The 23,116-nt window shown below is 57.1% G+C and carries 18 protein-coding genes; 9 read left to right on the top strand and 9 right to left on the bottom strand.

Translation table 11 applies throughout. From position 1 onward, the window contains the following. Nucleotides 1-7 precede the first annotated feature (7 nt). Nucleotides 8-1,195: an efflux RND transporter periplasmic adaptor subunit gene (locus tag OEU85_RS04795; RefSeq protein WP_262690312.1), complete on the bottom strand. Its 1,188-nt coding sequence runs from the start codon at nucleotides 1,193-1,195 to the stop codon at nucleotides 8-10. A gap of 467 nt (nucleotides 1,196-1,662) precedes the next feature. Here OEU85_RS04795 and OEU85_RS04800 point away from each other — a divergent pair, with 467 nt between their 5' ends. Both OEU85_RS04800 and OEU85_RS04805 read left to right on the top strand, forming a co-directional pair. Continuing rightward, nucleotides 1,663-3,153, top strand: coding sequence for a PAS domain-containing sensor histidine kinase (locus OEU85_RS04800; protein ID WP_262690313.1), 1,491 nt, complete (start codon nucleotides 1,663-1,665; stop codon nucleotides 3,151-3,153). A gap of 129 nt (nucleotides 3,154-3,282) precedes the next feature. After that, nucleotides 3,283-4,386 (top strand): DUF2855 family protein, encoded by a 1,104-nt coding sequence (locus tag OEU85_RS04805; protein ID WP_262690314.1) that lies wholly within the window; start codon nucleotides 3,283-3,285, stop codon nucleotides 4,384-4,386. On the opposite strand, the gene purD is transcribed toward OEU85_RS04805, so the two are convergent. Beyond that, complete coding sequence (purD, locus tag OEU85_RS04810; RefSeq protein ID WP_262690315.1) at nucleotides 4,383-5,660, bottom strand: phosphoribosylamine--glycine ligase; 1,278 nt, start codon at nucleotides 5,658-5,660, stop codon at nucleotides 4,383-4,385. The two genes, OEU85_RS04805 and purD, sit on opposite strands and share 4 nt — an antisense overlap. 111 nt (nucleotides 5,661-5,771) lie before the next feature. Between purD and xseA the strand changes: the two genes are divergently transcribed. The 3 genes from xseA to OEU85_RS04825 are packed head-to-tail and all read left to right on the top strand — an operon-like array spanning nucleotide 5,772 to nucleotide 8,839. Further along, nucleotides 5,772-7,262 (top strand): exodeoxyribonuclease VII large subunit, encoded by a 1,491-nt coding sequence (xseA, locus tag OEU85_RS04815; RefSeq protein WP_262690316.1) that lies wholly within the window; start codon nucleotides 5,772-5,774, stop codon nucleotides 7,260-7,262. 53 nt (nucleotides 7,263-7,315) lie between these two features. Beyond that, nucleotides 7,316-8,149 carry a M23 family metallopeptidase gene (locus tag OEU85_RS04820; protein ID WP_262690317.1) on the top strand — a complete coding sequence of 278 codons (834 nt, stop codon included), beginning with the start codon at nucleotides 7,316-7,318 and terminating at the stop codon, nucleotides 8,147-8,149. Between the two features lie 9 nt (nucleotides 8,150-8,158). Continuing rightward, the gene (locus OEU85_RS04825; RefSeq protein WP_262690318.1) at nucleotides 8,159-8,839 is read left to right on the top strand and encodes a TorF family putative porin; all 681 of its coding nucleotides are present in this window, start codon (nucleotides 8,159-8,161) and stop codon (nucleotides 8,837-8,839) included. On the opposite strand, the gene OEU85_RS04830 is transcribed toward OEU85_RS04825, so the two are convergent. The 4 genes from OEU85_RS04830 to OEU85_RS04845 form a co-directional block, all read right to left on the bottom strand. Beyond that, entirely contained in the window at nucleotides 8,830-10,974 is a 2,145-nt protein-coding gene (locus OEU85_RS04830; protein WP_262690319.1) for an ATP-binding protein, read from the bottom strand. The two genes, OEU85_RS04825 and OEU85_RS04830, sit on opposite strands and share 10 nt — an antisense overlap. A 106-nt stretch (nucleotides 10,975-11,080) precedes the next feature. Beyond that, nucleotides 11,081-11,935 (bottom strand): 3'(2'),5'-bisphosphate nucleotidase CysQ, encoded by an 855-nt coding sequence (locus OEU85_RS04835; protein WP_262690320.1) that lies wholly within the window; start codon nucleotides 11,933-11,935, stop codon nucleotides 11,081-11,083. Nucleotides 11,936-11,975: 40 nt separating this feature from the next. Beyond that, complete coding sequence (locus OEU85_RS04840; RefSeq protein WP_262690321.1) at nucleotides 11,976-13,316, bottom strand: TldD/PmbA family protein; 1,341 nt, start codon at nucleotides 13,314-13,316, stop codon at nucleotides 11,976-11,978. A gap of 100 nt (nucleotides 13,317-13,416) precedes the next feature. Further along, nucleotides 13,417-14,307, bottom strand: a complete 891-nt coding sequence (locus OEU85_RS04845) for a dienelactone hydrolase family protein (RefSeq protein ID WP_262690322.1) — start codon at nucleotides 14,305-14,307, stop codon at nucleotides 13,417-13,419. Between the two features lie 172 nt (nucleotides 14,308-14,479). Here OEU85_RS04845 and OEU85_RS04850 point away from each other — a divergent pair, with 172 nt between their 5' ends. Further along, nucleotides 14,480-14,995, top strand: coding sequence for a GNAT family N-acetyltransferase (locus OEU85_RS04850; RefSeq protein WP_262690323.1), 516 nt, complete (start codon nucleotides 14,480-14,482; stop codon nucleotides 14,993-14,995). Here the strand turns inward: OEU85_RS04850 and OEU85_RS04855 are convergent, their stop codons facing one another. After that, complete coding sequence (locus OEU85_RS04855) at nucleotides 14,996-17,137, bottom strand: toll/interleukin-1 receptor domain-containing protein (protein ID WP_262690324.1); 2,142 nt, start codon at nucleotides 17,135-17,137, stop codon at nucleotides 14,996-14,998. It lies immediately after the preceding gene. A 189-nt stretch (nucleotides 17,138-17,326) separates the two neighbouring features. Here OEU85_RS04855 and OEU85_RS04860 point away from each other — a divergent pair, with 189 nt between their 5' ends. Further along, nucleotides 17,327-18,133: a hypothetical protein gene (locus OEU85_RS04860; protein ID WP_262690325.1), complete on the top strand. Its 807-nt coding sequence runs from the start codon at nucleotides 17,327-17,329 to the stop codon at nucleotides 18,131-18,133. A 2-nt stretch (nucleotides 18,134-18,135) separates the two neighbouring features. Here the strand turns inward: OEU85_RS04860 and OEU85_RS04865 are convergent, their stop codons facing one another. Next, entirely contained in the window at nucleotides 18,136-19,644 is a 1,509-nt protein-coding gene (locus OEU85_RS04865; RefSeq protein ID WP_262690326.1) for a UbiD family decarboxylase, read from the bottom strand. 40 nt (nucleotides 19,645-19,684) lie between these two features. Then, the gene (hutI, locus tag OEU85_RS04870) at nucleotides 19,685-20,917 is read right to left on the bottom strand and encodes an imidazolonepropionase (RefSeq protein WP_262690327.1); all 1,233 of its coding nucleotides are present in this window, start codon (nucleotides 20,915-20,917) and stop codon (nucleotides 19,685-19,687) included. 78 nt (nucleotides 20,918-20,995) lie between these two features. On the opposite strand from hutI, the gene OEU85_RS04875 reads away from it, so the two are divergent. Continuing rightward, entirely contained in the window at nucleotides 20,996-22,366 is a 1,371-nt protein-coding gene (locus tag OEU85_RS04875; RefSeq protein WP_262690328.1) for a formimidoylglutamate deiminase, read from the top strand. Further along, nucleotides 22,366-23,094, top strand: coding sequence for a histidine utilization repressor (gene hutC / locus OEU85_RS04880; RefSeq protein ID WP_262690329.1), 729 nt, complete (start codon nucleotides 22,366-22,368; stop codon nucleotides 23,092-23,094). The genes OEU85_RS04875 and hutC overlap by 1 nt, the downstream gene beginning before the upstream one ends. Nucleotides 23,095-23,116 lie beyond the last annotated feature (22 nt).

A 23,116-nucleotide genomic window follows, 5' to 3' on the forward strand; every position in this document is an offset into this window, starting at 1 on the left:
GCCTCCCCTAGCGCGAAGCGCTGTCAAGATCGTTTTTGGCGCTACGGGTGATCGGCACTGCCGACATTCCTTCATGTGCGCCACGTACCGGAGAGGTTACAACTTTTTCACCCGCTGCAACACCGGCCGTAACCATGACATGCTCGGCAGATGTTGACAGCACGTCAACAGACCGGATTTCTAGCTTGTCATCCTTGATCACATAGACCTTGTTTTCGCTTCTGAGGGCGTCCCGTGGCATCACGAGAGCGCTTTGTTCCTTCACACCCTCGATTTCGGCGGAAACAAAGAGCCCGACAGCAAGAGGCATGCCGCGAGCGGAGGTTTTACCATACGGGTCTTCGACCTCAGCAACCGCATACATCAGGCGTGTCTGCTTATCGACGGAGGCATGAGTGCGAACGATGCGGCCTTTCCAGACGTGTTCACCGCTACCAAGGTTGGCGCGTACGTTCACTGCCGGTGCGTTGTCGCCCGAGGCAACAAAACCGATCGGCAGGTTCAGTTCAGACAGTTGGCTGTCGGTCAGCGGCAGGCGGATTTCCACTTTGTCTGTCGCAAAGACACGGCCAAGTTTGGCACCAACGGTGACATATTGGCCCACACCTGCGGTGCGTTCCAGAACACGGCCTTTGAACGGAACCTTGATCTTGGTGCGCGACAGATTGAGCTTGGCATTGTCAAGATCAGCTTCAGCAGCCCGCAGTTTGGCCTGGGCTTCGGCTACCTGTGGCTGGTTCAGCGCAAGGGGAGTTGGCTCCCCGTCTTTCACCCAGTCCTGCCACTGCTTGCGCTTGATGCGTGCATCAGCCATTTCCTGCTCAAGCTTCACCTTAGCTTCGGCAAGCCGGGCTTCCGCGCTGGTCACGGTAAGCTGATAGTCGGCGTCCTCGATCTGAATGAGAACCTCATTCGGGGCAAAGCCGGCACCTTCAGCAAATGATTCGGAGATAGAGACGATGCGGCCAGATACCTGCGGCACGAGATCAATCTCTGTTTTAGGGCGAACTTCCCCTTGGGTCCTGACAGAAAGCACGACGTTTTCAGCCCGCACCTCATCCACATAAAGGGAGATGGGACGCGCTACTTCTTCTTTCTTTTCAGGGGCTTCTTTAGCTGCAGCTAGCACCATAACGGAACCAACTCCAGCTGCCAGCACCAGAACGGGTGCGACTAGCTTAAGTATTTTCCTCACTGTCATCCTCGCGTTTTGCTATGTGGCTTTGCCACTTTAGTTCAGTGGCTTAAGCCACTTTTAGTTATCGATACTCGTATATATCAATCCTATATAGTTGTCACGGCCTTATTTTAAAAGGGGTGACCTGAAACCAAAGCTCCATTCGCTGTCTTGGGGATTGTGCAACAAATAAATTTATAAACCTCTAAAGACTGTGGAATTTTGTTCTGTTTTTAGGGCGGATACGGTTTTTTGCGGCGATGAGGTAAATGGGAGGCGAGAACCGCTTAAATAAAATTTTAAGTGTGTTATGGGTGAATAAGGGGAAATTTGTTCATGGCGCTTGGCATCTGCACGAGCGACGTCTTTGGGCATTGCAATTTTGCTTATTAAAACTATGCTTTTAGCCGAATTGCGCTGGGGGCAGCTTAGGGGACAATGTTTTGGGTAGAGATAAGCTGTCTTTACTGAGGAAATCCGCTGACATGAACGGTAAGGAAGCACTGCTGGACGCCCTGGCTGAAGGTGTCATGGTGCGCGATGGTAACCAGTTCGTCTTTGCGAACCAGACCTTGCTCAGGATTCTTGGCTTTACCGATACGATGCAGGCTTTTCTGGCGGGCGGAGTTGACCGGTGGGTTCATCCGGAAGACCAAGCCACCGTGCGAGAATATTATGAAAAGCGTATACATCGCGGCGTAGCGCCCGAGAGTTATGAAGTACGCCTTGTTCGCGAGGACGGTGAAACCCGTTGGGTGACCTGCCGGGCGAGTGTGATTGACTGGGACGGCAAGACCTGTGTGGCGGGATGTTTCTATGATATCACCGAGCAAAAAGCCAAGGATCGCGAGTTTGAGCGCGCAGACAGTATTTTCCGCAATATCTTCCGCCTGACGCCTGAGGTGATGCTCATTTCTCGCCTTGCGGACGGTGAAATTATTGACGTGAACCCGGCGTTCCTCAATGTATTTGGTCGGCGCCGGGATGAGGTTATCGGCCATACAACGTCCGGGCTTGATATCTGGGCGGACCAGACCTTCCTTGGCCGCTTTGTCGAGGAGCTGAAGATGACGGCGTCGATGACCGATGTGCCGACCACCGTCAAAACGCGTGGCAACCTGATCCGCCATTTCCGTATTTTTGCCCAGAAAGTGGATGTTGAGGGGGAGCCGATGCTGCTCCTCATCGGCCGCGACGTGACTGAAGACCTTGTGCAGGCGCAGGAGTTGCAGCGCTCGAAGGATACGGCGGAGCTGGCCAACCGGGCAAAATCTGAGTTCCTCGCGAACATGAGCCATGAGCTCAGGACACCGTTGAATGCCATCCTCGGTTTTGCCGAAATCTTGCGCGATGAGATGGTGGGCCCTCTTGGCAGCCCGCGCTATAAGGAGTATGCGCAGGACATTCATGAAAGTGGCACGCACCTATTGTCTATCATTAATGATATCCTTGATCTCTCGAAGGTTGAGGCCGGGCGGCTTGAGGCTTACCTGACGTGGATCAATCCACTGGAAAGTCTTGAAATGTGCATGACGCTTGTGCAGCAGCGAGCGTTTGAAGCGAGTCTCTCACTTGAACATCACTTTGATCAGACGGTACTGATTGAGGCCGACGAGCGCCTTATCAAGCAGATTGCCCTTAACCTGCTCTCTAACGCCATCAAGTTTACTGAGCCCGGCGGCGGCGTCTCGATGAAACTTGAGAAAACGGGCAACGGGGGTCTGTGCCTCAGCGTCACCGACACGGGCATTGGTATGACGGCAGAGGAGATCAAAATCGCCAAACGTCCGTTTGGTCAGGTGGACAGCAGTCTGAGCCGTCGCCATGAAGGCTCAGGCCTTGGCTTGCCGCTGGTTTCCGCCTTCTCGGAAAAGCTGAATGCGACCATGACGATCGACAGCCGTCCCGGTTATGGTACGCGGGTCAGCATCGTCTTCCCGCCGTTCAAAGTGAAGGCGCGTGAGCAAGACGAGTGAACACTTACCGCAAGTTTACCGCGTGTGTTCAACCTCCACTCGTAGCCTTCTTATATTTTCTACAGTAAGTGGTGGATTTTTCACCTTTCCGCCTTATCGTCATGAACTGGATGAGGAGGAGGGGTATTTATGGCTAATCTTGAGACGGTCACACGACTTTTTACAGATAAATCAGCGCTTGGCACCACGGATATCAACGCGCGCGAGGAAGACCTGGCGCTGGAGCCGGGTGAAATACTGGTTTCGATCGACCGTTTTGGCCTTTCCAGCAACAATATCACCTATGCGGCGCTGGGGGACTGGTTGAAATATTGGAAGTTTTTCCCCACCGGCCAGGAAGGTTGGGGTCATATGCCGGTCTGGGGATTCGCCGACGTTGTGGCTTCGACCGTCGACGGCGTTGCACCCGGTGAGCGTTTTTATGGATACTTTCCGATTGCCAGCCATTTCCGTCTGCGGCCTGACCGTGTCAGCGCGCGTGGCTTCTATGATGGCATGCCACATCGGCAGGAGCTGGTTTCAGCGTATAATTTCTACATGCGCTGCAGCGCGGATGTCGGCTATTCGCCTGATATGGAAGACTATCAGATGCTGTTCCGTCCGCTTTTTATCACCTCGTTCATGCTGGCTGATTTCCTGACAGATAATAGCTACTTTGGCGCGAAGCGCCTCTTGATCTCCAGTGCGTCCAGCAAAACGGCGTATGGCACAGCATATTGCCTTGAAGGGCAGGACGATGTGGAGGTAGTGGCCCTAACGTCGGCCCGCAATGCAGACTTTGTCGAAAGCCTCGGCTGTTATGACAAGGTGGTGTCCTATGATGCGCTTGAGGCGTTAGACAAAAGCGTGCCCACCACCTATGTGGATTTCTCCGGCGACAATGATCTTCGCCTGCGGGTGCATAAATACTTTGGCGGCGGCCTTGTATATGACTGCTTTGCGGGCACGGCAGCGCACGCCGAAACCTTTGACCCGGGCGAAGTGCCGGGACCGGAGCCGCTGTTCTTCTTCGCGCCGGTTCAAATCAAGAAACGCAACAAGGACTGGACCCCGCAGGGCGTGACGGAAAAATACGGAGCGGCGGAACAGGCGTTTTACAAACGTGTCAGCGAGGGCGATAGCCCATGGATGGAACTTGCCAAATACAAAGGCATGGAAGGCGCGCAGGACGTGATAACCACCTTGTTTAACACAGGCGGCGACCCACGGCACGGCATGGTGGTCAGGCTTTAGGCCTTCTCGCGCGCGACCGCCCGCCACCCGATATCGCGGCGACAAAAACCATCAGGCCATGTAATGGTATCCACAGCGGCATAGGCCCGGGCCCGTGCTTCTGTCACGTCTTTGCCGGTGGCTGTCACATTCAGTACGCGCCCTCCCGTTGCCAGCAGTTTCTCTTCCTCGCGTTTTGTACCTGCGTGGAAGATATGCGCCCCGGTTTCAGCCTCAGCTGCGGCCAGGTCGCTGATTTCGGTGCCTTTTTCATATTTGCCGGGATAGCCCTTGGCTGCCATCACTACCGTGAGCGCCGCATTGTCTGACCAATCAGCAGTATGGCCGTCGAGTTCGCCTTTGGCTGCCGCGATCAGAAGCGGGACGATGTCGGACGTCATGCGCGTCATCAGCACCTGGCACTCAGGGTCACCGAAGCGGCAGTTATACTCAATCAGCTTTGGCCCTTCATCAGTGATCATCAGCCCCGCAAAAAATACACCCTTATAGGGGTGCCCCATGTCGGCCATGGCCTTGACAGTGGGGTCAATGATTTCAGTCATTACGCGGTCGCACATGGCGTCGGTCATCACAGGGGCGGGTGAATAGGCACCCATGCCACCGGTGTTGGGGCCGGTATCGCCTTCGCCCACGGCCTTATGGTCCTGTGCGGTTGCAAGCGCGAGGGTGTTTTTACCATCCGACAGGGCAAAGAAGCTGGCTTCCTCGCCGGTCATGAATTCCTCGATCACCACCTCGGCGCCCGCGTCACCAAAACTACCGGCGAACATGTCGTCGATGGCGGCGTGGGCTTCCTCCACGCTTTGCGCGATGATAACACCCTTGCCAGCCGCAAGACCATCGGCCTTGACCACAATGGGAGCGCCTTGTTCGCTGGCATATGCCTTGGCGGCATCTGCGTTATCGAACCGGCCATACGCGGCGGTGGGGATGCCGTATTTGGCGCACACGTCCTTGGTGAAACCTTTGGAGCCTTCAAGCTGCGCCCCGCCCTTGGTGGGGCCGAAAGCCAGGATGCCTTCGTGGTCGAGGTCATCCACAAGGCCCGCGACCAGCGGCGCCTCTGGTCCCACAACCACAAAGTCGATCTCCATCTCGCGGCAGAAACTGATCACAGCGTCATGGTCTCTCATGTCCAGGTCCACGCATGATGCGACGTCCCCGATGCCTCCGTTGCCTGGCGCGCAATAGAGCATGTCCACCATGGGGCTTTGCGCGATTTTCCAGGAAAGGGCATGTTCGCGGCCGCCGGAGCCGAGGACGAGAATATTCATATTTTTCACCTGTCATATGGTGGGTTGCTTGAAGGCTGCTCCCTTGTATCATAGGTTCCCTGTCACTCAAGCCTGAAGTGGCGGGTGCGACAATCGGAATAGGGATCACGCATGTCAGACAATTGGCCGGAAATGCCGGGAAGTGAAACCTCCTCAGCCAGCAATGCCTATGAGTTCACGGTGTGGGAGCTTTCAGGTGCGCTCAAACGCTCGGTCGAGGACCGCTTCGGCCATGTGCGGGTGCGCGCGGAACTGTCGGGGGTTAAGCGTGCGGCATCGGGCCATGTGTATTTTTCGCTCAAGGATGACAGCGCAGTGCTGGACGGTGTGTGTTGGCGCGGCAGCGCGCAGCGGCTCGCTTTTGTGCCTGAAGACGGCCTTGAAGTGATCTGCACCGGCAAGCTGACTACATATCCCGCGCGGTCCAAATACCAGATGGTGGTTGAGAATATGGAACCGGCTGGTGCCGGTGCGCTGATGGCGCTTCTGGAGGAGCGTAAGAAAAAACTGGCGGCTGAAGGCCTGTTCGACCCGGCGCGCAAGCGGCCCATTCCTTTCCTGCCCAAAGTGATCGGCGTGGTGACCTCACCCACTGGGGCGGTGATTCGCGATATTCTGCACCGCTTGAATGACCGTTTCCCGCGTCACGTGCTGGTATGGCCGGTGCTGGTGCAGGGGGAGGGGGCGGCGGCACAAGTCGCAGCAGCCATCAAAGGCTTTAACACGATGGACGGCGGCGGCGCCATGCCAAGGCCGGATGTGTTGATTGTTGCGCGTGGCGGCGGCTCGATTGAAGATCTGTGGGCTTTTAACGAGGAAATAGTGGTGCGTGCGGTAGCGGAAAGCGACATTCCGCTGATCTCCGCCGTGGGGCACGAAACCGATACTACCTTGATTGACTATGCCTCTGACCTGCGGGCACCAACCCCTACGGGTGCGGCGGAAAAAGCTGTGCCGGTGCGCGAGGACTTGCGGGTCTATATCGCTGACCTCGGGCGGCGGCTGTCGGGCCTCAAGGGCGCGATGATCCGCGACCGTGAAGAGCGCTTGCGGGGGCTTGCCCGCGGCCTGCCGAGCCCGAAGGATATTCTTGGGCTTGCGCAGCAGCGCTGGGATGACCTGTCGGAGCGCCTGCCACGCGGCCTTATGGCCGTCGCGCAGATCAAGTCAGCGCAGTTGAACCGGCTGGTGGGTGGCCTGAGTGTGGGACGCCTCCGGCAACTTGCAAGCTATCGCGGTGAGCAGTTGAACGCCAGTGCCAGGCGGCTTGAGCCAGCCTATGCCCGGCGCCTTGACGACCTGAGCCGTCGGCTCGAAGCCTCTGGCCGTATGTTGGAAAGCCTGTCGTATGAGCGTGTGCTGGACCGCGGTTATGCGCTTGTTGAAGACGCCGGTGGTAAACCGGTGACAAAAGCGAGCCAATTGAGTGCAGGTGATCGGGTCAAGGTGCATTTTTCAGATGATGTCAGTGATATGCAGGTCGTGGGAGAAGGCACCGTGCCACCGGCACCGCCGTCCCCCAAGCCAAAGGAAAAAGCTTTCACAAAGCCCAAGCCACAACCCAGGCCGAAAGATGATGGGCGACAGGGAAGTTTGCTCTAAGTCTTTTGAAACACGCCGTAATTTTGCCGCCTTTAACCGCCAGATGGAGTGCTATGAAACAGCTGCTTACACAACTTTTCGCCTTTGTTTTTTTTGTTGCCAGCGTTGGTTTGCCAGCGTCTGCGGTTGAGCTTTCGGGCACTGCTGCGCAAGGTGGCATGCTGTGGGGGCAAGTGAAGCCGGGTGTGAGGGTCAGCCTTGATGGCGAGCGTGTGAAGGTCGGGCCTGACGGCTACTTCGTAATTGGGTTTGGCCGCGACGCGGCGGCCACTGCGACGCTCACCGTCATGCAGGTTGACGGCACCGGTGAAGAACAGGTGATCAAAGTCAAGGCCCGGCAGTTTGATATTGAACGTGTGGATGGCCTGCCGCCGAAAACCGTTACACCACCACCTGAGTGGCGCGAACGGCGTGCGCGCGAGACAGGCATGGTGCGCGAAGCTCGCAGCCACCTGACCGACGCGCTTGCGTGGACAAGAGGTTTTATCCGCCCGGCGGAAGGTCGGTTTTCCGGCTTTTACGGTAGCCAGCGTATCCTGAACGGCGAACCAAGAAGCCCGCACTATGGCCTGGATATCGCCGGATCGGTTGGTACTCCCATTGTGGCGCCGGCGCCCGGGGTCGTGCGCCTCGCGGTCCCAGACTTCCTGCTTGAAGGCGGCATCATCATTATCGACCACGGTTTTGGCGTGACATCAACGCTCTTTCACATGAACAGTGTGGACGTGAAGCTAGGTGATACGGTAGAGCAGGGCGAGCAGATTGGTACCATTGGCCAGACGGGGCGTGCAAACGGCCCGCATGTTGACTGGCGCGTGAACTGGCGCAACGTGCGGCTTGATCCGATGTTGCTGATTGCACCGGAGCCGATGAAAGGCCCATTTTAGGATAGGTAGATGAAGAACATTCTTCTAGGCGCGCTTGCAGCCATATGTTTGAGCCAAGTCTCATTCGCACAGGATGAAAAGCCGTATAGCGTTGATGGCTATGTTGGCGTCACCAGCGATTATCGCGACCGGGGCCTTAGCCTGAGCGATAAGGACCCGACCATCATGGCATCCGTCGGTTTATATCACGATAACGGTTTTTACGTTGGCGGCGGTGTCGCAGCGATCAGTGAAAGTGCGGGTGGTGATGCGAAGGCAAATCTCTACGCAGGGTATAATTTTGATGCGGACGGTTTCACCTACGATCTGTCGGTGGAGCTTGACAGCATCCACGGTGGTGACAGCAGCTATTATCCCGAGATAACAGGCACGGTTTCGCGCGACTTTGGCCTTGCGTTTATTCGCACCGGCGTTACCTACGCCGTTGATGGCCGTTGGAGTGCCCCGGACAGCGACAGCTTTTATGTATTCGCCGACCTTGAGGTGCCGGTGCCGACGATCCCTGAACTGACCATAATCAGCCGCCTTGGTTATGATATGCGGCAGGACCGTGCGAATCTTTGGGACTGGGGGATCGGCCTTTCGGCGTTCATTGACACTTTTGAGCTGACCTTGATGTATGAAGATAGCTCGCTCAATGGTCCGCGAGGCAGTGGGGCCATCATTGGTGGCCTGAAGTTTTACTTCTGATCCGCCTTATGCTCTTGCTGCTTTTCCGCAACGTCGCTGATGGTACGGTCAGCCGGGAATGACAATAGTACCACGGTGCCAACCTTTTTGACCGAACGCAGGATCAGTGAGCCGCCATGTAGCTCCATCAGGCTTTTCACCAGCGGCAGACCAAGGCCTGTGCCCTCATGCGAGCGTGTTGCTGTTGTGCCTGCTTGTCCAAATGGCGTAAGGGCGATTTCAAGCTCTTCAGGGTTCATGCCGATACCGTCGTCTTCAACCTCAATGCAAATACCCCCATTATCCACCTGGAAGGCCCGAAGGTTTATCTTGCCACCCGGCTCGGTGAATTTGACGGCATTGCCCACGATGTTCAGCATCACCTGTTTGCACAGGCGGCTGTCAGCTTTCAGGAGGGGGAAGCCCGGTGGGACATTCGATTTCAAGCTGATGGCCTGTTTGCTCGCGCGCGGCGCAATGAGCCGGGAGACATCCTCAAACAAGGAAGGCAGGGCGATGATCTCATCACGGACAATCAACCGGCCTGATTCAACTTTCGACAGGTCCAGAATGTCGTTGATGATGTCGAGAAGCAGCCGCCCACTTTCGTGGATGTGTGCGATATAGTCTTCATACTGTTTTGCGCCGACATCGCCGTAGACCTTGTGCTGCATCATCTCTGAGAAGCCGAGAATAGCGTTAAGCGGCGTCCTGAGCTCATGGCTCATGTTGGCGAGAAATTCGGATTTGCTTTTGTTTGCCATTTCCGCATGGCGCTTGGCCTCGGCCATGGCCCTGTTGTGGCGCCGCTGCAGGACCAGAAGTGTGGTTGCTCCCGCGGCCACCAGGAACACCAGCGTGAACAACAGCCTGCTATAGGCATTTTCAACGTCCAAGAGGGCGTTTTCGGCTTTCTGTTTTTCGACCATGGTGACAATGCTTGAGCGCATGTCTGTCACGCTGTTCTGGAAGTCCGCGAACTGCGCGTTCAACAGTCCGCGCCGGGCCTTGTTCAATACCTCGAACGCGTCAGCGTGCCGGCCTTCCGCCTGCAGGATATAGGCTTCGGTCAACTGGTCATTGGCTTCAATGCCCTCATATTTCAGGTCCGGGTATTCTTCGTACATATCCAGCACGGTTTTGCGGTAGATGCGCGCTTGTTTTGCGTCTCCCAGCCGGGCGTATCCTGTTGCCAGAAGGTCATAAAATTCCACATCGAAACCGGGCTCGCCTTTGTAGTTGTTGATCGCCTCCAGCGACAGCTTGATGGTCTCATCATAATTTTCCGCGTCGTATGCGAGCCACGCCAGGCCATAAAGAGCGTGATATCGCCCCTCAACGTGGCCGGTTTGTTTTAAGACGACATCAAGCCCCTCATAGTAACGCCGCGCGAGGTCATTCTCGCCGATGTCGCTAAGCGCGCCGGCGATATTGAAGAGGATGGTTTCCCGGTCGAGCGGAATATTGTGCCTTTGGGCAATTTCCAGAGCGCGGGCGTAATTTTCAACAATCTGGTCGATCTCTTCGACGCCGGTATAAATATAGGCCAACGTCAGGTGTGCCAGCAGGCGCATGCGGTTGCCGCGCTCGGTGTCCGGCAGGTCGCTGGCGGCGAGTGTCATGGACAGCAGCCCTTCAAGCAGGTCACCAAGGTCGGGCCCAAGCGCCGCCATCGAGGAATCGGTCAGGAAAACATCAAGGGTGTCGCCCTTTTCCAGCGCAAGTTTTTGCGCCACCTCGATGAGTGTTTTAGCCTTGATGATCTCGCCATTCAGTGAGTGATATTCCGCTTCGCCAAGCAGCCCATAGACCTGAAGTTCGGGATCAGCAATTTTCTCGCCGAAAGCCTGTGCGGACAAGGCGGTGGCCAGCAGGCCGTCCGCGACTCCCGTATCCATATGGTAGAAAATCAGTTCCTTCAGCAGGCGGGCGCGAGTTGCGTCTCTTTCGGCGGCCTGAAGGCCTACCCGGATGTCTGCGAGTCGCAGGTGTGCATCAAGCGTCTGCTCCATAACAAGTGCGGGAAGCAGTGCCATGGCACGTGCGCGGCCAGCGTCACTCAGCCTTGTTGCTGCCGTTGCGGCTGCCGACAAGGTGATCGCGGCAAAAATCACTGCGACAAGGCGCACTAGTCGCCAACGATCAGGTCTAGACATACACCCTACAATCCGTTGCGCCCCCAAAGGATTAAGTAAACCCATATTCCACAAACCAGCGCCGTCGTAAATGGTGTAAAACGGACGTGCATGCCTTGAGCTTTTGTCAGGCGGCGACGTGGCACCATTCAGCCAGCGCGGGTTCCACCCGTTCCATGATAGCGGGTAGCAGGGGAGGGCAGCTTGCCACGATATGATCGTGTAGCGGCTTTTTGCGGTTGAACATCAGGGCCCGGCCTGTGCCGGTGGACAAGTGGCCGCCGGCTTCCGCGATAATCAGGTCCGCAGCCGCAACATCCCAATCGTTTTTAGGGCGCAGGGTCACGCAGCAATCAAACTGTCCGTCGGCAATCTGGCAAATGCGCAGCGCGATGGAATTCGCCTGCTCGGTAAGCATCGTATCGGGCCACGGTGTGGGCCACAGTTTTTTGGATTTGAAGGCGGACGGGTCGCCCATCATGCGGGCGCTTGTCAGGTCGTCCTGTGTCGATACGCGTATATTAAGGCCGTTTTTGGTGGCGCCGCGTCCAGCTTCGGCAAAATAGAAGGCATTTTTCACCGGGGCATAAAAAGCGGCGATGATCGGTTTGCGGTCCTGCACCAGCGCGACTGATATGCCCCAGTCGTCACCACCCGATAGGAACGCCCGCGTGCCGTCGATCGGGTCAACAATCCACAACCGACCACAGCGCAGCCGGTCGGCATGGTCTTCTGTTTCTTCCGACAGCCAACCGTACCCTGTGCGATTTTGCATCAAGGTTGTACGCAGGAACTCGTCAACCGCGAGGTCGGCCTCGGACACAGGGTTGTTGGGTGATTTGTCCCATTGGTGTATGTCACGGGCAAAATAGGAAAGCGCGATACGGCCCGCTTCTTCTGTTACGCGGCGCACAAGACGAGCATCGTCTGCCAAATTCCAGGGGCAGGTTGTCTCGTCAAATGCCTCGGCGCTACTGCTCACCCTTGCCTCATACATCCAGTTCAAGTGTGATGCCGGTTCTTCAGGCCCCGGCGATCATCATGCCATCAATCCGGATTGTCGGCGCGTTGGTGCCGTACCGGAACTCCAAGTCCGATGCTGGCACAAGATGCCTGAACATTTCCTTAAGGTTTCCGGCAATCGTGATTTCGCTAACCGGACCATCAAGCTGGCCATCCTTGATGCGGAAGCCCGCCGCGCCCCGGCTGTAGTCACCGGTGACACCGTTGACGCCCATGCCGATAAGTTCGGTTACATAGAGGCCGTCTTTGATATCCATCATCAGGTCATCGGGGCTCAGTTCACCCGGGTTCATGTAAAAGTTGCTGGTGGAAATGCCGGGCGGAGAGGAGGTGCCACGGCTGGCATGCCCGGTGACCTCAAGGCCCAGTTGTTTGGCGGCGGCCGTATTCAATAGCCAGCTTTTCAGCACGCCATCCTCCACAAGGTTCTGCTTGCTCACCCGCACGCCCTCACCGTCAAACAGCTTGGACTGCAGGCCGCGTTTCCTGAGCGGATCATCGCTGACTGTAACGTCGGGCGCAAAGATTGCCTCGCCCATCTTGCCCTTCAGGAAGCTTGAGCCACGGGCCACACTTGCGCCGTTGATGGCACCGGAAAGATGACCAAGCATTGAATTGGCGACGCGCGGTGAAAACACCACCGGCAACTTGCCGGATGGCATGCGCACAGGGCCAAGGCGGCGTACCGCGCGCTCGCCAGCTTCGCGGCCAACCCAGCTTGCACTCATGATATCGTTGAAATGGCGCGCGGAGGTAAACTCATAATCGCGCTCCATTCCCGTGCCCTCGCCAGCAATGGCGGAGGAAGAGACCGAGAAGCTACTGCCCTGGTAATGGCCCGAGAAACCATGGCTCGTGGCCAGCGTTATGGCCCAGGATGATGCGCTTGCGCCCGCGCCTGCGGAGTTGGTGACGCCGTCCACCGAGCGGGTTGCATCTTCGGCTTCGCGGGCCAGGTCGGTCAATTCTTCCGCACTTACTTCGGTGTCGTCATACAAGTCAAGGTCCGCAAGGGGCCCCCGGTGCAGCCGGTCCTCCGGCGCGAGACCGCAATAATCGTCATCAGGCACAGCTTTCGCCATGGCGATGGTGCGTTCAATAAGCGCCTTGAGGTTTGCCTCGCGGCGATCGCTCGTGGAAACGCTTGCTTGCTTGTGACCGATAATCACCCGCAGACCGATATCCTCGCCCTCTGAACCCTCAACGTCTTCAAGCTTGCCTTCACGCCAGGATACCCCGCGAGACCGGGCATCAACGGCAACTGCGTCGGCTGCGTCGGCTCCGCCTTTTACCGCTTTTGAAACGAGGTCGGAAAGAAGGTCGAGCGTGCTGTCAGTCATGAAGTATCCTGAGGGCAAGAAAGTGAACATACATACGCGCGCCAATAAGCCACAGATGGCGCGTCTGTTCAATGTCTTCTTGGTCTGGCGTCTGCGGCGTCTACTTCAGGTGCTTCTCAAAAAAAGCCAAGGTGCGCGACCACGCAAGTTCTGCTGCCTCGGCGTCATACCGCGGCGTTGTGTCATTGTGAAAGCCGTGGTTTGCGCCGTCATACATATGCATTTCATAGTCTTTGCCATTGGCTTTGAGTGCGGCTTCATATGCGGGCCACCCTGCGTTCACCCGTTCATCCAGTCCGCCAAGATGGATCAGGAGCGGGGCCTCGATGCCGGGTACGTCTTCCGCCGCCACGCCGCCACCGTAGAACGGCACAGCTGCTTTCAGTGTCGGGATTTTGGCGGCTAGGCGGTTTGAGACGCTCCCGCCAAAGCAAAAGCCCACGCAGCCCACGTTGCCGGTGCAGGCCTCATGCTCCTGCAGGAAGCTGACCGCGGCGGCAAAGTCCTCGACCATGTCATCGCGGTCGCGTTCACGCTGCATGGTGCGCCCGTCGTCGTCATTGCCGGGATAGCCCCCCAACGGATAAAGAGCGTCCGGGGCAAAGGCGATATAGCCTGCTACCGCCACCCGGCGCGCAACGTCACGGATATAAGGATTAAGCCCCCGGTTTTCATGGATGACCACCACGCCCGGCTTCTTGTTGGTGGACGATGTGGCAGTGGGCGTGACGAGATAGCCCATCATGTCGCCTGCCCCCATGGGAGAGCGATACGGCACATCCATGGCCGTGATACGCTCGTCTCCGGGTTTTACCTGTTCTGCGAGGGCATAATTGGGCAGCACACTTTCGGCCAGAGCGGCAACAGTGAGCCCGCCGACGGCGTAGGCGCCAAGTTTCTCGAAGAAAGCGCGACGCGACATCAGGCCGTGGGCATATTTGTCGTAGATGTCCAGTACTTCCTGTGATGGTTTGATGATCTGGTGGCTCATGGCACATCCCCCGATTTGCAGATATGGCCTGCAACCTACCATAAAGGCATGGTCTGGCGACAATGACATTCTCGGGAGGTGGCGGCGTGCCCGCTTGACGTTATGGGTGCTGCATCTCATGTTGCTGCGGCTTTCAACTTACAGCACTCAACTATCAGGATATAGTTATTCCATGACAATCACCATTCTTCCTGCTCAAGCACACCATGCCGCTCATCTGCCTGAGGTTGAGCGGTCTGCCGGTGAAGCGTTCGGGCAAGTGCCGGGGCTGGAATGGATTGCGGATGATGCCGTGATGAGTGAGGCCGCGCATAGGTGCGCTATCGAAGCGGGCACCGTGTGGGTGGCCGTTGGCGCTGACGATAAGGTTTTGGGGTTTCTCAATGCAGGGCAACAGGAAGAGATACTGCACATCTGGGAAATTGCGGTTGTGGCCGGCATGCAGGGGCGGGGTATCGGGACGCAGCTCCTGCGTCAGGCCGAAGGGCATGCCCGCTCATTGGGGCTGGTGTCGGTGACCATGACCACTTTCAGGGATGTAACTTTTAACGCACCCTTTTACAGGCGACAGGGGTACAGAGAGTTAGACGCAGATGCGCTGCCAGCGCATCTGGCGGAGATATTGCGCAATGAGGCGGCGGCGGGTCTGCCGGTGAGTCGTCGCTGCGCAATGCAAAAAGCGGTGTGATTAGCGTGCGACATTCTTGCGGGCAATAACGGCCTCTGCCTGGCCTGTCTCGCCGAGCATGGTATAAGCTCTGGCAACACTTTGGCGGAATACTGGCGTTTTGGTTGCCGTGGCAGTTTCATATAAATTCACCACATGCTGCCAAGCCGTCCGGGCCCCGGCTTCATCGCCAGCGCGCATCAGCATGTTGCCCTTGAAGAGATAAAGCTCGCTCGCGTGTTCCAAGGCGCCGGGAACGCTGAGGTAGCTGGTATCCTCTCCTTCAAAATGGGCGGCCGCCTCCCGTAACAAAGCGCTCGCGACATCGGCATCGCCATGCTTGTCGGCAAGCTGTGCTTTCAACAGTCTTGTGCGGTGGGCGCTCAGGCGCCGGTTTGCGCGGCTCATGTCGCTTGAGATCGCACGCATGATCTGGTCATCAGCGATAGCCAGAATGTGACCCGCTCGGGTGAGGTCGGGCGTTTTCATGAGCACGGCGGCATAGTTGCGGTAAACATCTGCGGAGTCCGCAAGCCACATGACATTGGCAGGGTCTTGCGCCGTCAATATATCGAACTGGCGCTTTGATTCTTCCAGCATCTCGATGGCTTTTTCTGTGTTGCCTTGCAGGTCTTCTATCTGGGCCAGCCGCTGCTTGGTCATGGCTGCGCGGCGTATGATGCGATAATTTTGCGGCTCTCTCTCGAGAATGTTGGCGTAGATGGTGAAGCGGTTCAGGAAGGCCTCTTTTGCCTCAACATTCCGGCCTAGGGCGAGATATGTATTGGCCAGGTGGAAATAGCTACTGCCAAGGTTGACCCAGTGTTCTTTGACATCGGGCAGGTTTTCGACCACCAGCCGTCTCAGTGCGACACTGCTCTTGCAGTTTTTAAGGGCTTCTTCCGGTTTGCCGAGCGGGATATATTGAAGATAACAAAGATTCGCCTCTGAATCGGCGACCTCTTCTTCCCAATTATCCTTGCCGAGCACCCGGTGTACATCGACAGAGGATGGTTTGGTTTCCAACCCGATGCGGGTCAACCGAAGGCGCTCGGTGAAATCGCGTTCTGCGGCCAGATAATCACCCTGGCGCTGGCTTAGATAGCCGGTAAAAAACAGGGCAGTCTGATAGCGGCCGATGGCGGTGGCGTCATTGGGGTATTGCTCAAAAAGATCCTTTGCCCAGACTGCGGCGGTATCAAAATACTGCCTGGCACGGGTGCTTTCTCCCTGTCGTTCCAGAACCTGCCCAAGTCGAAGGTAGGACGCAATCAATTCCGCCCGTCGTTTCATGCTCATGTTTTCAAAGCCGATTCCGTTGAGCTGGTCGACAATTTTGGATGACGTGCGTTCCAGCACAGAGAGAGAGCCAGCCGTGAGCAATTCGTCATACACAGCAGACATGATGAAGACAGTAAGGCCTTCGAGTTCTTCCATGGTTTTGCGCGCTTCCGCGCTTTTGAGGTTCGCGAGCTTGAGCGCCTGTTCGGCATCGTCCCGGGCGCGGGACGCCTCAAAGGCGAGCGCTCCCATTGCCGCGAAGCCGAGGGATGCTGCTGCGGCAAAAGCGGTTATGCGGCGGTGCCTGCCCTGGTTTTCCCGGCGCACAAGATCGTTGAGGCCAATGCCAAGCATGCCGGCAACCAGTTTGAACAGTGCCTGACGTTTGCCATCGCCGTCTTCCCGCGCATCGGCTGCCAGGCCTTCGACTGCTAAGCCGCTTCTTTGCCCGCTGGTGGTGAACTTCAATCGCAGAGCTTCGGGGAAACACTCTTCCTCCGGGTTTTCGGCAAAGGGCACGCCAGCCACAATGAGGCACAGGATATTACTTTCGCCGCGCAGGCGCTTGAATTCAGCAATTTCGCGGTTGACCAGCTTGGATTGCGCAGCTTCAGGGGAGCATATAACGATCATGAACTCCGAGTCCGCAATCGCTTCAAAGATATGGTCGGTCATATGGCCCGTTGCAGGCAACTCGTCACGGTCTCGAAAAAAACGCCCAAGGCGCTTCTCAAGCGGCGCGCTCGGATGCTTTTTTCGGATGTGATCCGGAATACGGTAGTTCTCAAGCGCCCGCAACAGCCAGGAAGACCACTCGTCATCTCTATGGCTGTAACTTATGAACGCTCGATATTTGTAACCACTCGTAACACCAGTTGTCATGACAGCCCCCTTGTCATGGAAATCTCTAGGCAACATCGACGGCAGTATCCTCAAACATTCACCGACAATACAAAGCATTGGGTTATTTTTTCGTTACCAAGACGAAATAGGCAACAATTTTCGTATAATTATTGGCTTTTGACTTGAACTAACCGGCCGTTCCCTCCATTTCTGAGTAGAAGGGGTTTAATGACAATATTGCTTCTTTTTGTATTGGGGGTGGTCTGGTGTCTGCTGCTTTGGGTTCTACTGAGGTGGGGGGCAGGGTTTAGCGAAGGCCGCTTCTGGCGTGCCTATGTCATACCCGTGCTGGCGTCCCTCGATGTTTTGCCGTTGTTCACGGAATATCTCACCTATTATGACTTCCAGAAATATTGTGACGTTCATGCTGGGATGGTTGTCAACCGGCCAGTTGTGGCGGATGCCCTGCTTGTAGACGCCTGGTATGAGTTCACGGTGGATATATTCCGGGCCCAAGCTGTGAAAACGGTATTTTGGGAGCCGCGGAATAACGATGGGCCAATTCGTTTTCGGGATACTGCCTGGAAGGCGATTCCAGAACCAAATTTAGCGACGTGTCAGCTCAAGAAATTGGTTAACGGCGCAAAGATGAACTCCTATCTGGAAACCTCATATGAAGCACTAAAGGCCGAGGGTATTTGTCTCATTCCCGCACATTTAAACCGGGTTCCCCGGTATCAACTTGTAGTGAAATTCAATGCGGATCGTTTTATTAAGACAGATGAGTATCTCGATACCCCGAATACGATCGACAGCAAGTTGGTATTAATTGATACGTACTCTGGTCAAACGATGTCTGAATACCGCAACGTTAGCACTCCAACCGGCAGCTTGCTGAAAGGCGTGTTGGGCCGACATTGGTCAAGATATTCCTGTGAAGAGCACACGACTCTCATGGGGGCCATGATTTGGGACAAGCGCCTGCAGGTTACGGAATTTCTCGAAAAAGCGTTGTTACCCTTGCCGGAGGATTGATTCTATTTCCAGATGGGCTTGCCATCACCGGGAATGCCAAGGCTTTCCCACAGCGTGTCTACTTTCGCAACGACAGTGTCTTCCATGAAAATTTCGCGGCCCCATTCGCGGCTTGTCTCATTGCCAACCTTGTTGGTGGCATCCAGGCCCAGTTTGCCGCCGAGGCCTGATTTGGGGCTGGCGAAATCAAGGTAATCGATCGGCGTGTTTTCCACCGTTACGATATCGCGCACCGGGTCCATGCGGGTTGATATTGCCCACATGACATCCTTCCAGTCGCGCGCGTTAATATCGTCATCCACCACGATCACGAACTTGGTGTAGACAAACTGCCTGAGAAAAGACCACACGCCTTGCATCACGCGCTTGGCGTGGCCCGCATACGCTTTTTTCATGCTGACCACCGCGATCCGGTAGCTACAGCCTTCAGGTGGCAGCCAGAAATCGGTGATCTCAGGGAACTGTTGTTGCAAAAGCGGGATAAATACCTCGTTGAGCGCCTCGCCCAAAATGGCGGGCTCGTCCGGCGGGCGTCCGGTATAGGTGGAAAGGTAAATCGGCTTCTCGCGCATGGTGATGGCGCTGATGGTGAAGACCGGGAATTTCTCGACGCTGTTATAATAGCCCGTGTGGTCGCCGTAGGGGCCTTCGTCGCGGTAATCGTCAAGGCTCACATGGCCTTCAAGCACAATCTCTGCGGTCGCCGGCACTTGCAGCGGCACGGTTTTGCAGTCAACCAGCGGGACCTTTTTGCCGCGCAAGAGGCCCGCGAACTGATATTCCGAAAGGGTGTCAGGCACGGGCGTCACGGCAGCGAGAATAGTACCGGGGTCTGCACCGATGACAACTGCCGCGGGGATGGGCTCCCGCTTGATGTCTTTCCAGCGCTGATATTGCTGCGCGCCACCCCGGTGCTTGAGCCAGCGCATCAGGGTCTGGTTTTTGTTCAGCTTCTGCATGCGGTAGATGCCGAGGTTATAATTATCCTCGGCCTTGTCGCTTGGGCCTTTGGTTACCACTAGCGGCCATGTGATCAGTGGTGCGGGTTCGCCCGGCCAACAGGTCTGGATCGGCAGTTTGTGGAGGTCGATATCATCGCCCGTGAGCACCACTTCTTGCACTGGGCCGTGTTTCACCCGCCTCGGCCGCATCGACAGCACCTGTTTCGCCAGCGGCAGCAGGTCAAGCGCATCCTTGATGCCGCGCGGTGGTTCCGGCTGACGCAGGAAGGCAAGGATTTCACCGACCTTCCTCAGCTCATCATGTTCCCGGTTCATGCCCCAAGCGACACGCTCAACCGTGCCAAACAGGTTCACCAGCACCGGCATGTCCGAGCTTTCGCCGCGCTCATTCACCACATTCTCGAACAGGATCGCGGGGCCACCAGCGTGCAACACGCGGGTCTGGATTTCGGTCATTTCAAGCTCGGTTGACACCTGTTCCGTCACGCGGACAAGGCGGCCCTCCTGCTCAAGCCGGTCGATAAAATCTCTGAGTGAATCGTAAGCCATAGAGGCACTTATAGTGTGCACCCTTGTTGCCGCCAAGCGGTTAGTCTCGGCTTGCGGTAAAAATACGCACCGGCATCGCACCGCCGACATAATAGGCCAGTTCGGCAGGCTCTGTGATGTCAAACAGCAGGATGTCTGCGCGCTTGCTAATTTCCAAAGTGCCGCGGTCGTCACCAAGCCTCAGCGCGCGGGCGGCCCCAATGGTGATGCCACGCAGCGCTTCCTCAGGCGTAAGACCAAAAAATGTGCAGCCCATGTGCAACATCAGTTGCAGCGACAGCACGGGGCTTGAACCGGGGTTGGCATCGGTTGCCAGTGCCATTGTCACCCCATGTTTGCGGAGCAGGTCAATGGGCGGCTTTTTGGTGTCCTTCAGGACATAAAACGCTCCGGGCAACAACACGGCAACCGTGCCCGCACGGGCCATGGCGCGCGCGCCTTCATCATTGGTGTGTTCAAGGTGGTCGGCCGACATGCCGCCGAATTTTGCGGAAAGTGCGGCGCCAGAGAGGTCGGACAACTGGTCTGCGTGCAGTTTGACCCTGAGGCCGTTTGCCGTTGCGGCCTCGAATACCCGTGTGGTTTGTTCCGGCGAGAAAGCAATACCTTCACAGAAGGCGTCCACACAGTTGGCGAGTTTTTCGCGTGCCACTGCGGGGATCATCTCATCGCACACAAGGTCGATGTACCCTTCCGGCGCATCCTTATACTCGGGCGGCAGGGCATGCGCGCCAAGGAACGTGGTGTGGATATCCATATCGGCCATTTCGCCCGCACGTTTTGCCGCGCGCAGCATTTTCATCTCATCCTCAAGTGTGAGGCCATAGCCGGATTTAATCTCAACCGTGGTTACGCCCTCCATTTTCAGCCGCGCGAGGCGCTTGGCGGCCGACGCCGCAAGTTCGTCCTCGCTCGCGTCCCGTGTGGCGGTGACGGTGGAGAGGATGCCCCCGCCGCGCTTGGCGATTTCCTCGTAAGTTACACCGTTCAGGCGTTCTTCAAATTCGCGCGCGCGGTTGCCGCCATAGACAATATGAGTGTGGCAGTCGGTAAAGCCGGGCAGGGCCCAGTGGCCGCCTGCATCGATTTCTTCCTGCGTGTCACCGCCGGTAAATTCTTCCGTGGGTCCAACGTATGCGAGTCGCCCGCCTACCGCCGCGATCACCCCGTTAAGGACAGCACCATAGGGCGCGCCGCCTTCCGTCATCGTGGCGATATTCACATTGCGGATGACCAGGTCATACATGGGTTTAGCGTCCTTCCGGCTCATCATGGTCGCGGGTTTATCACATCTGTCGCTTGACAGAAAGTCTCACTTGTACAAACTTGTATATACAAGTTGGAGACAAGCATGCAAAAACATTATTTCAAGGATGGGTTGATCGGGGCTGGCTGGGCGTCGGACATCTGCATGCATGTTGGCGCGGGCGGACTGATCACCAAGCTGGAAACCGGGGTGAAGGCACCGAGCGGTGCCCCCACACACGCCACCGTGCTGCCGGCGATGCCAAACCTGCACAGCCACGCCTTCCAGCGCGCGTTCGCAGGCCTTGCCGAATTCCGGACGCCGGGCGAATCCGACTTTTGGAGTTGGCGGAATGCCATGTATCATTTTGCCGCACACATGACCCCTGAGGCGGTGGAGGTGATCGCCAGCGCGCTTTATATCGAGATGCTGAAGGCGGGATACTCGGCGGTGGGCGAGTTCCACTATCTGCACAATAGCCATGTTGATCAGGCCCTGGCGATGTCGGATGCTATCATTACAGCAGCGAAACAAACTGGTATTGCGCTGACGCACCTGCCAGTTCTCTACCAGACTTCGGACTTTGGCAGCGTGCCAGCAAACAAGAGCCAAGCGCCCTTTCTGCATGCGGACGGGGAGTACGACCGCCTCTTGAAAATTCTCGCGCCACGCCTGAAAGGGCCGCACAGGCTGGGTCTTTGTTTCCACAGCCTGCGTGCGGTGCCAGAGGACGCGTTCGACGCCGCCATTGGGACAATGAACGAATTGGATGATACGGCCCCGATCCATATTCATGTCGCGGAGCAGATGCGCGAGGTTGAAGCCTGTGTGAAGGCAACCGGTAAGCGCCCGGTGGAATGGCTGCTGAACAACCAGCCTGTGGATGAGCGTTGGTGCCTTATCCACGCCACCCATGTTACCGAGGACGAATGGCGGGGTGTAGCTGAACGCGGTGCGGTGGTGGGGTTGTGCCCGGCCACGGAGGCAAACCTGGGGGACGGCATCTTTCCGGCGGCAGGGTTTAGCGCAGTCGGAGGTCGCTTCGGCATCGGGTCCGACAGCCATATCAGTATCGACCCGCGCGAGGAACTGCGCCTCCTGGAATATGGTCAGCGCCTCTCCCGCCATGCCCGCACAGTACTCACAGCTTCTGGCGGTGGCCACACGGGCGAATTCCTGTGGTCACAGGCGACCAAGGGTGGCGCGCAGGCGCTTGGGCAGCCGATTGGAGAGATTGCTGTCGGCAGGCGCGCTGACCTTATTGTGTTGGACCGCACCAGCCCTACATTTGCCGCCAGCACGCTCAGCCAGATGTTGGATGCCTTTGTCTTCGTAGGCCAGCCAAACCCCATCAGCGACGTGATGGTCGCAGGGGAATGGGTGGTGAAAGCTGGCAGGCACGCCAAGGAAGAACATGTTTTTGCGCGTTACAACGACCTCGTCGGTCGTATCGCTGCGAAGATGGAGGACGCGTGATGACCCCGCCGCTGCCACGCTACGAACAGGTCAAGCGCTTTATCATGGACGGCATTGAGGCTGGTTCTTATGTCGCCGGCGACAAGCTGCCGAGCGAGAATGAGTTGGTGCGTGCGCTCGGCGTTTCCCGCATGACGGTGAACCGCGCGCTCAGGGAGTTGACGGAAGAAGGCCACATTCTGCGCCGTGCGGGCATGGGCAGCTTTGTCGCTGACCGCCGTATGCGCGGGCACGCGGCAGATATCCTTAGCATCCGGGACGAGCTTGCCGCGCGCGGTGAGGTATGGTCCGCCGATGTGCTGGCGCTTGAAGCGCGGGCACTGCCGGAAGATATCGCGGCCGAGTTCGGCTGGCAGGAACGGGCGCATGCCTATTACCTGTTGGTGCTGCACAAGGGGGATGGCACGCCGATGGAGCTTGAGGAACGCTGGGTAAACCCCGATGTCGCGCCTGAGCTGATCGCACAGGATTTTACCGCTGAGACACCAACGGATTACCTGCTGGCGGTCGCACCGCTTCTGCGCGCCGAGCATGTGGTGCGTGCGGTGGGTGCCTCTGCCTTTGAGGGCAAACACCTTGAAATTGACCGTGGTAGTCCGTGTCTTGAGATCGGCCGCCGCACATGGACCGGGGAACGGGTCGCGAGTTACGCACGGCTTCTCTACCCCGGTGACCGGTACGAGCTGACGGCGCGTTTTTCGCCCGTTGGTGCCACTAATAACAGTTAGAACACCCGTCAAGAAGGGACAG

The sequence above is a fragment of the Kordiimonas aestuarii genome (assembly GCF_025574465.1).
Lineage (GTDB): Bacteria > Pseudomonadota > Alphaproteobacteria > Sphingomonadales > Kordiimonadaceae > Kordiimonas > Kordiimonas aestuarii.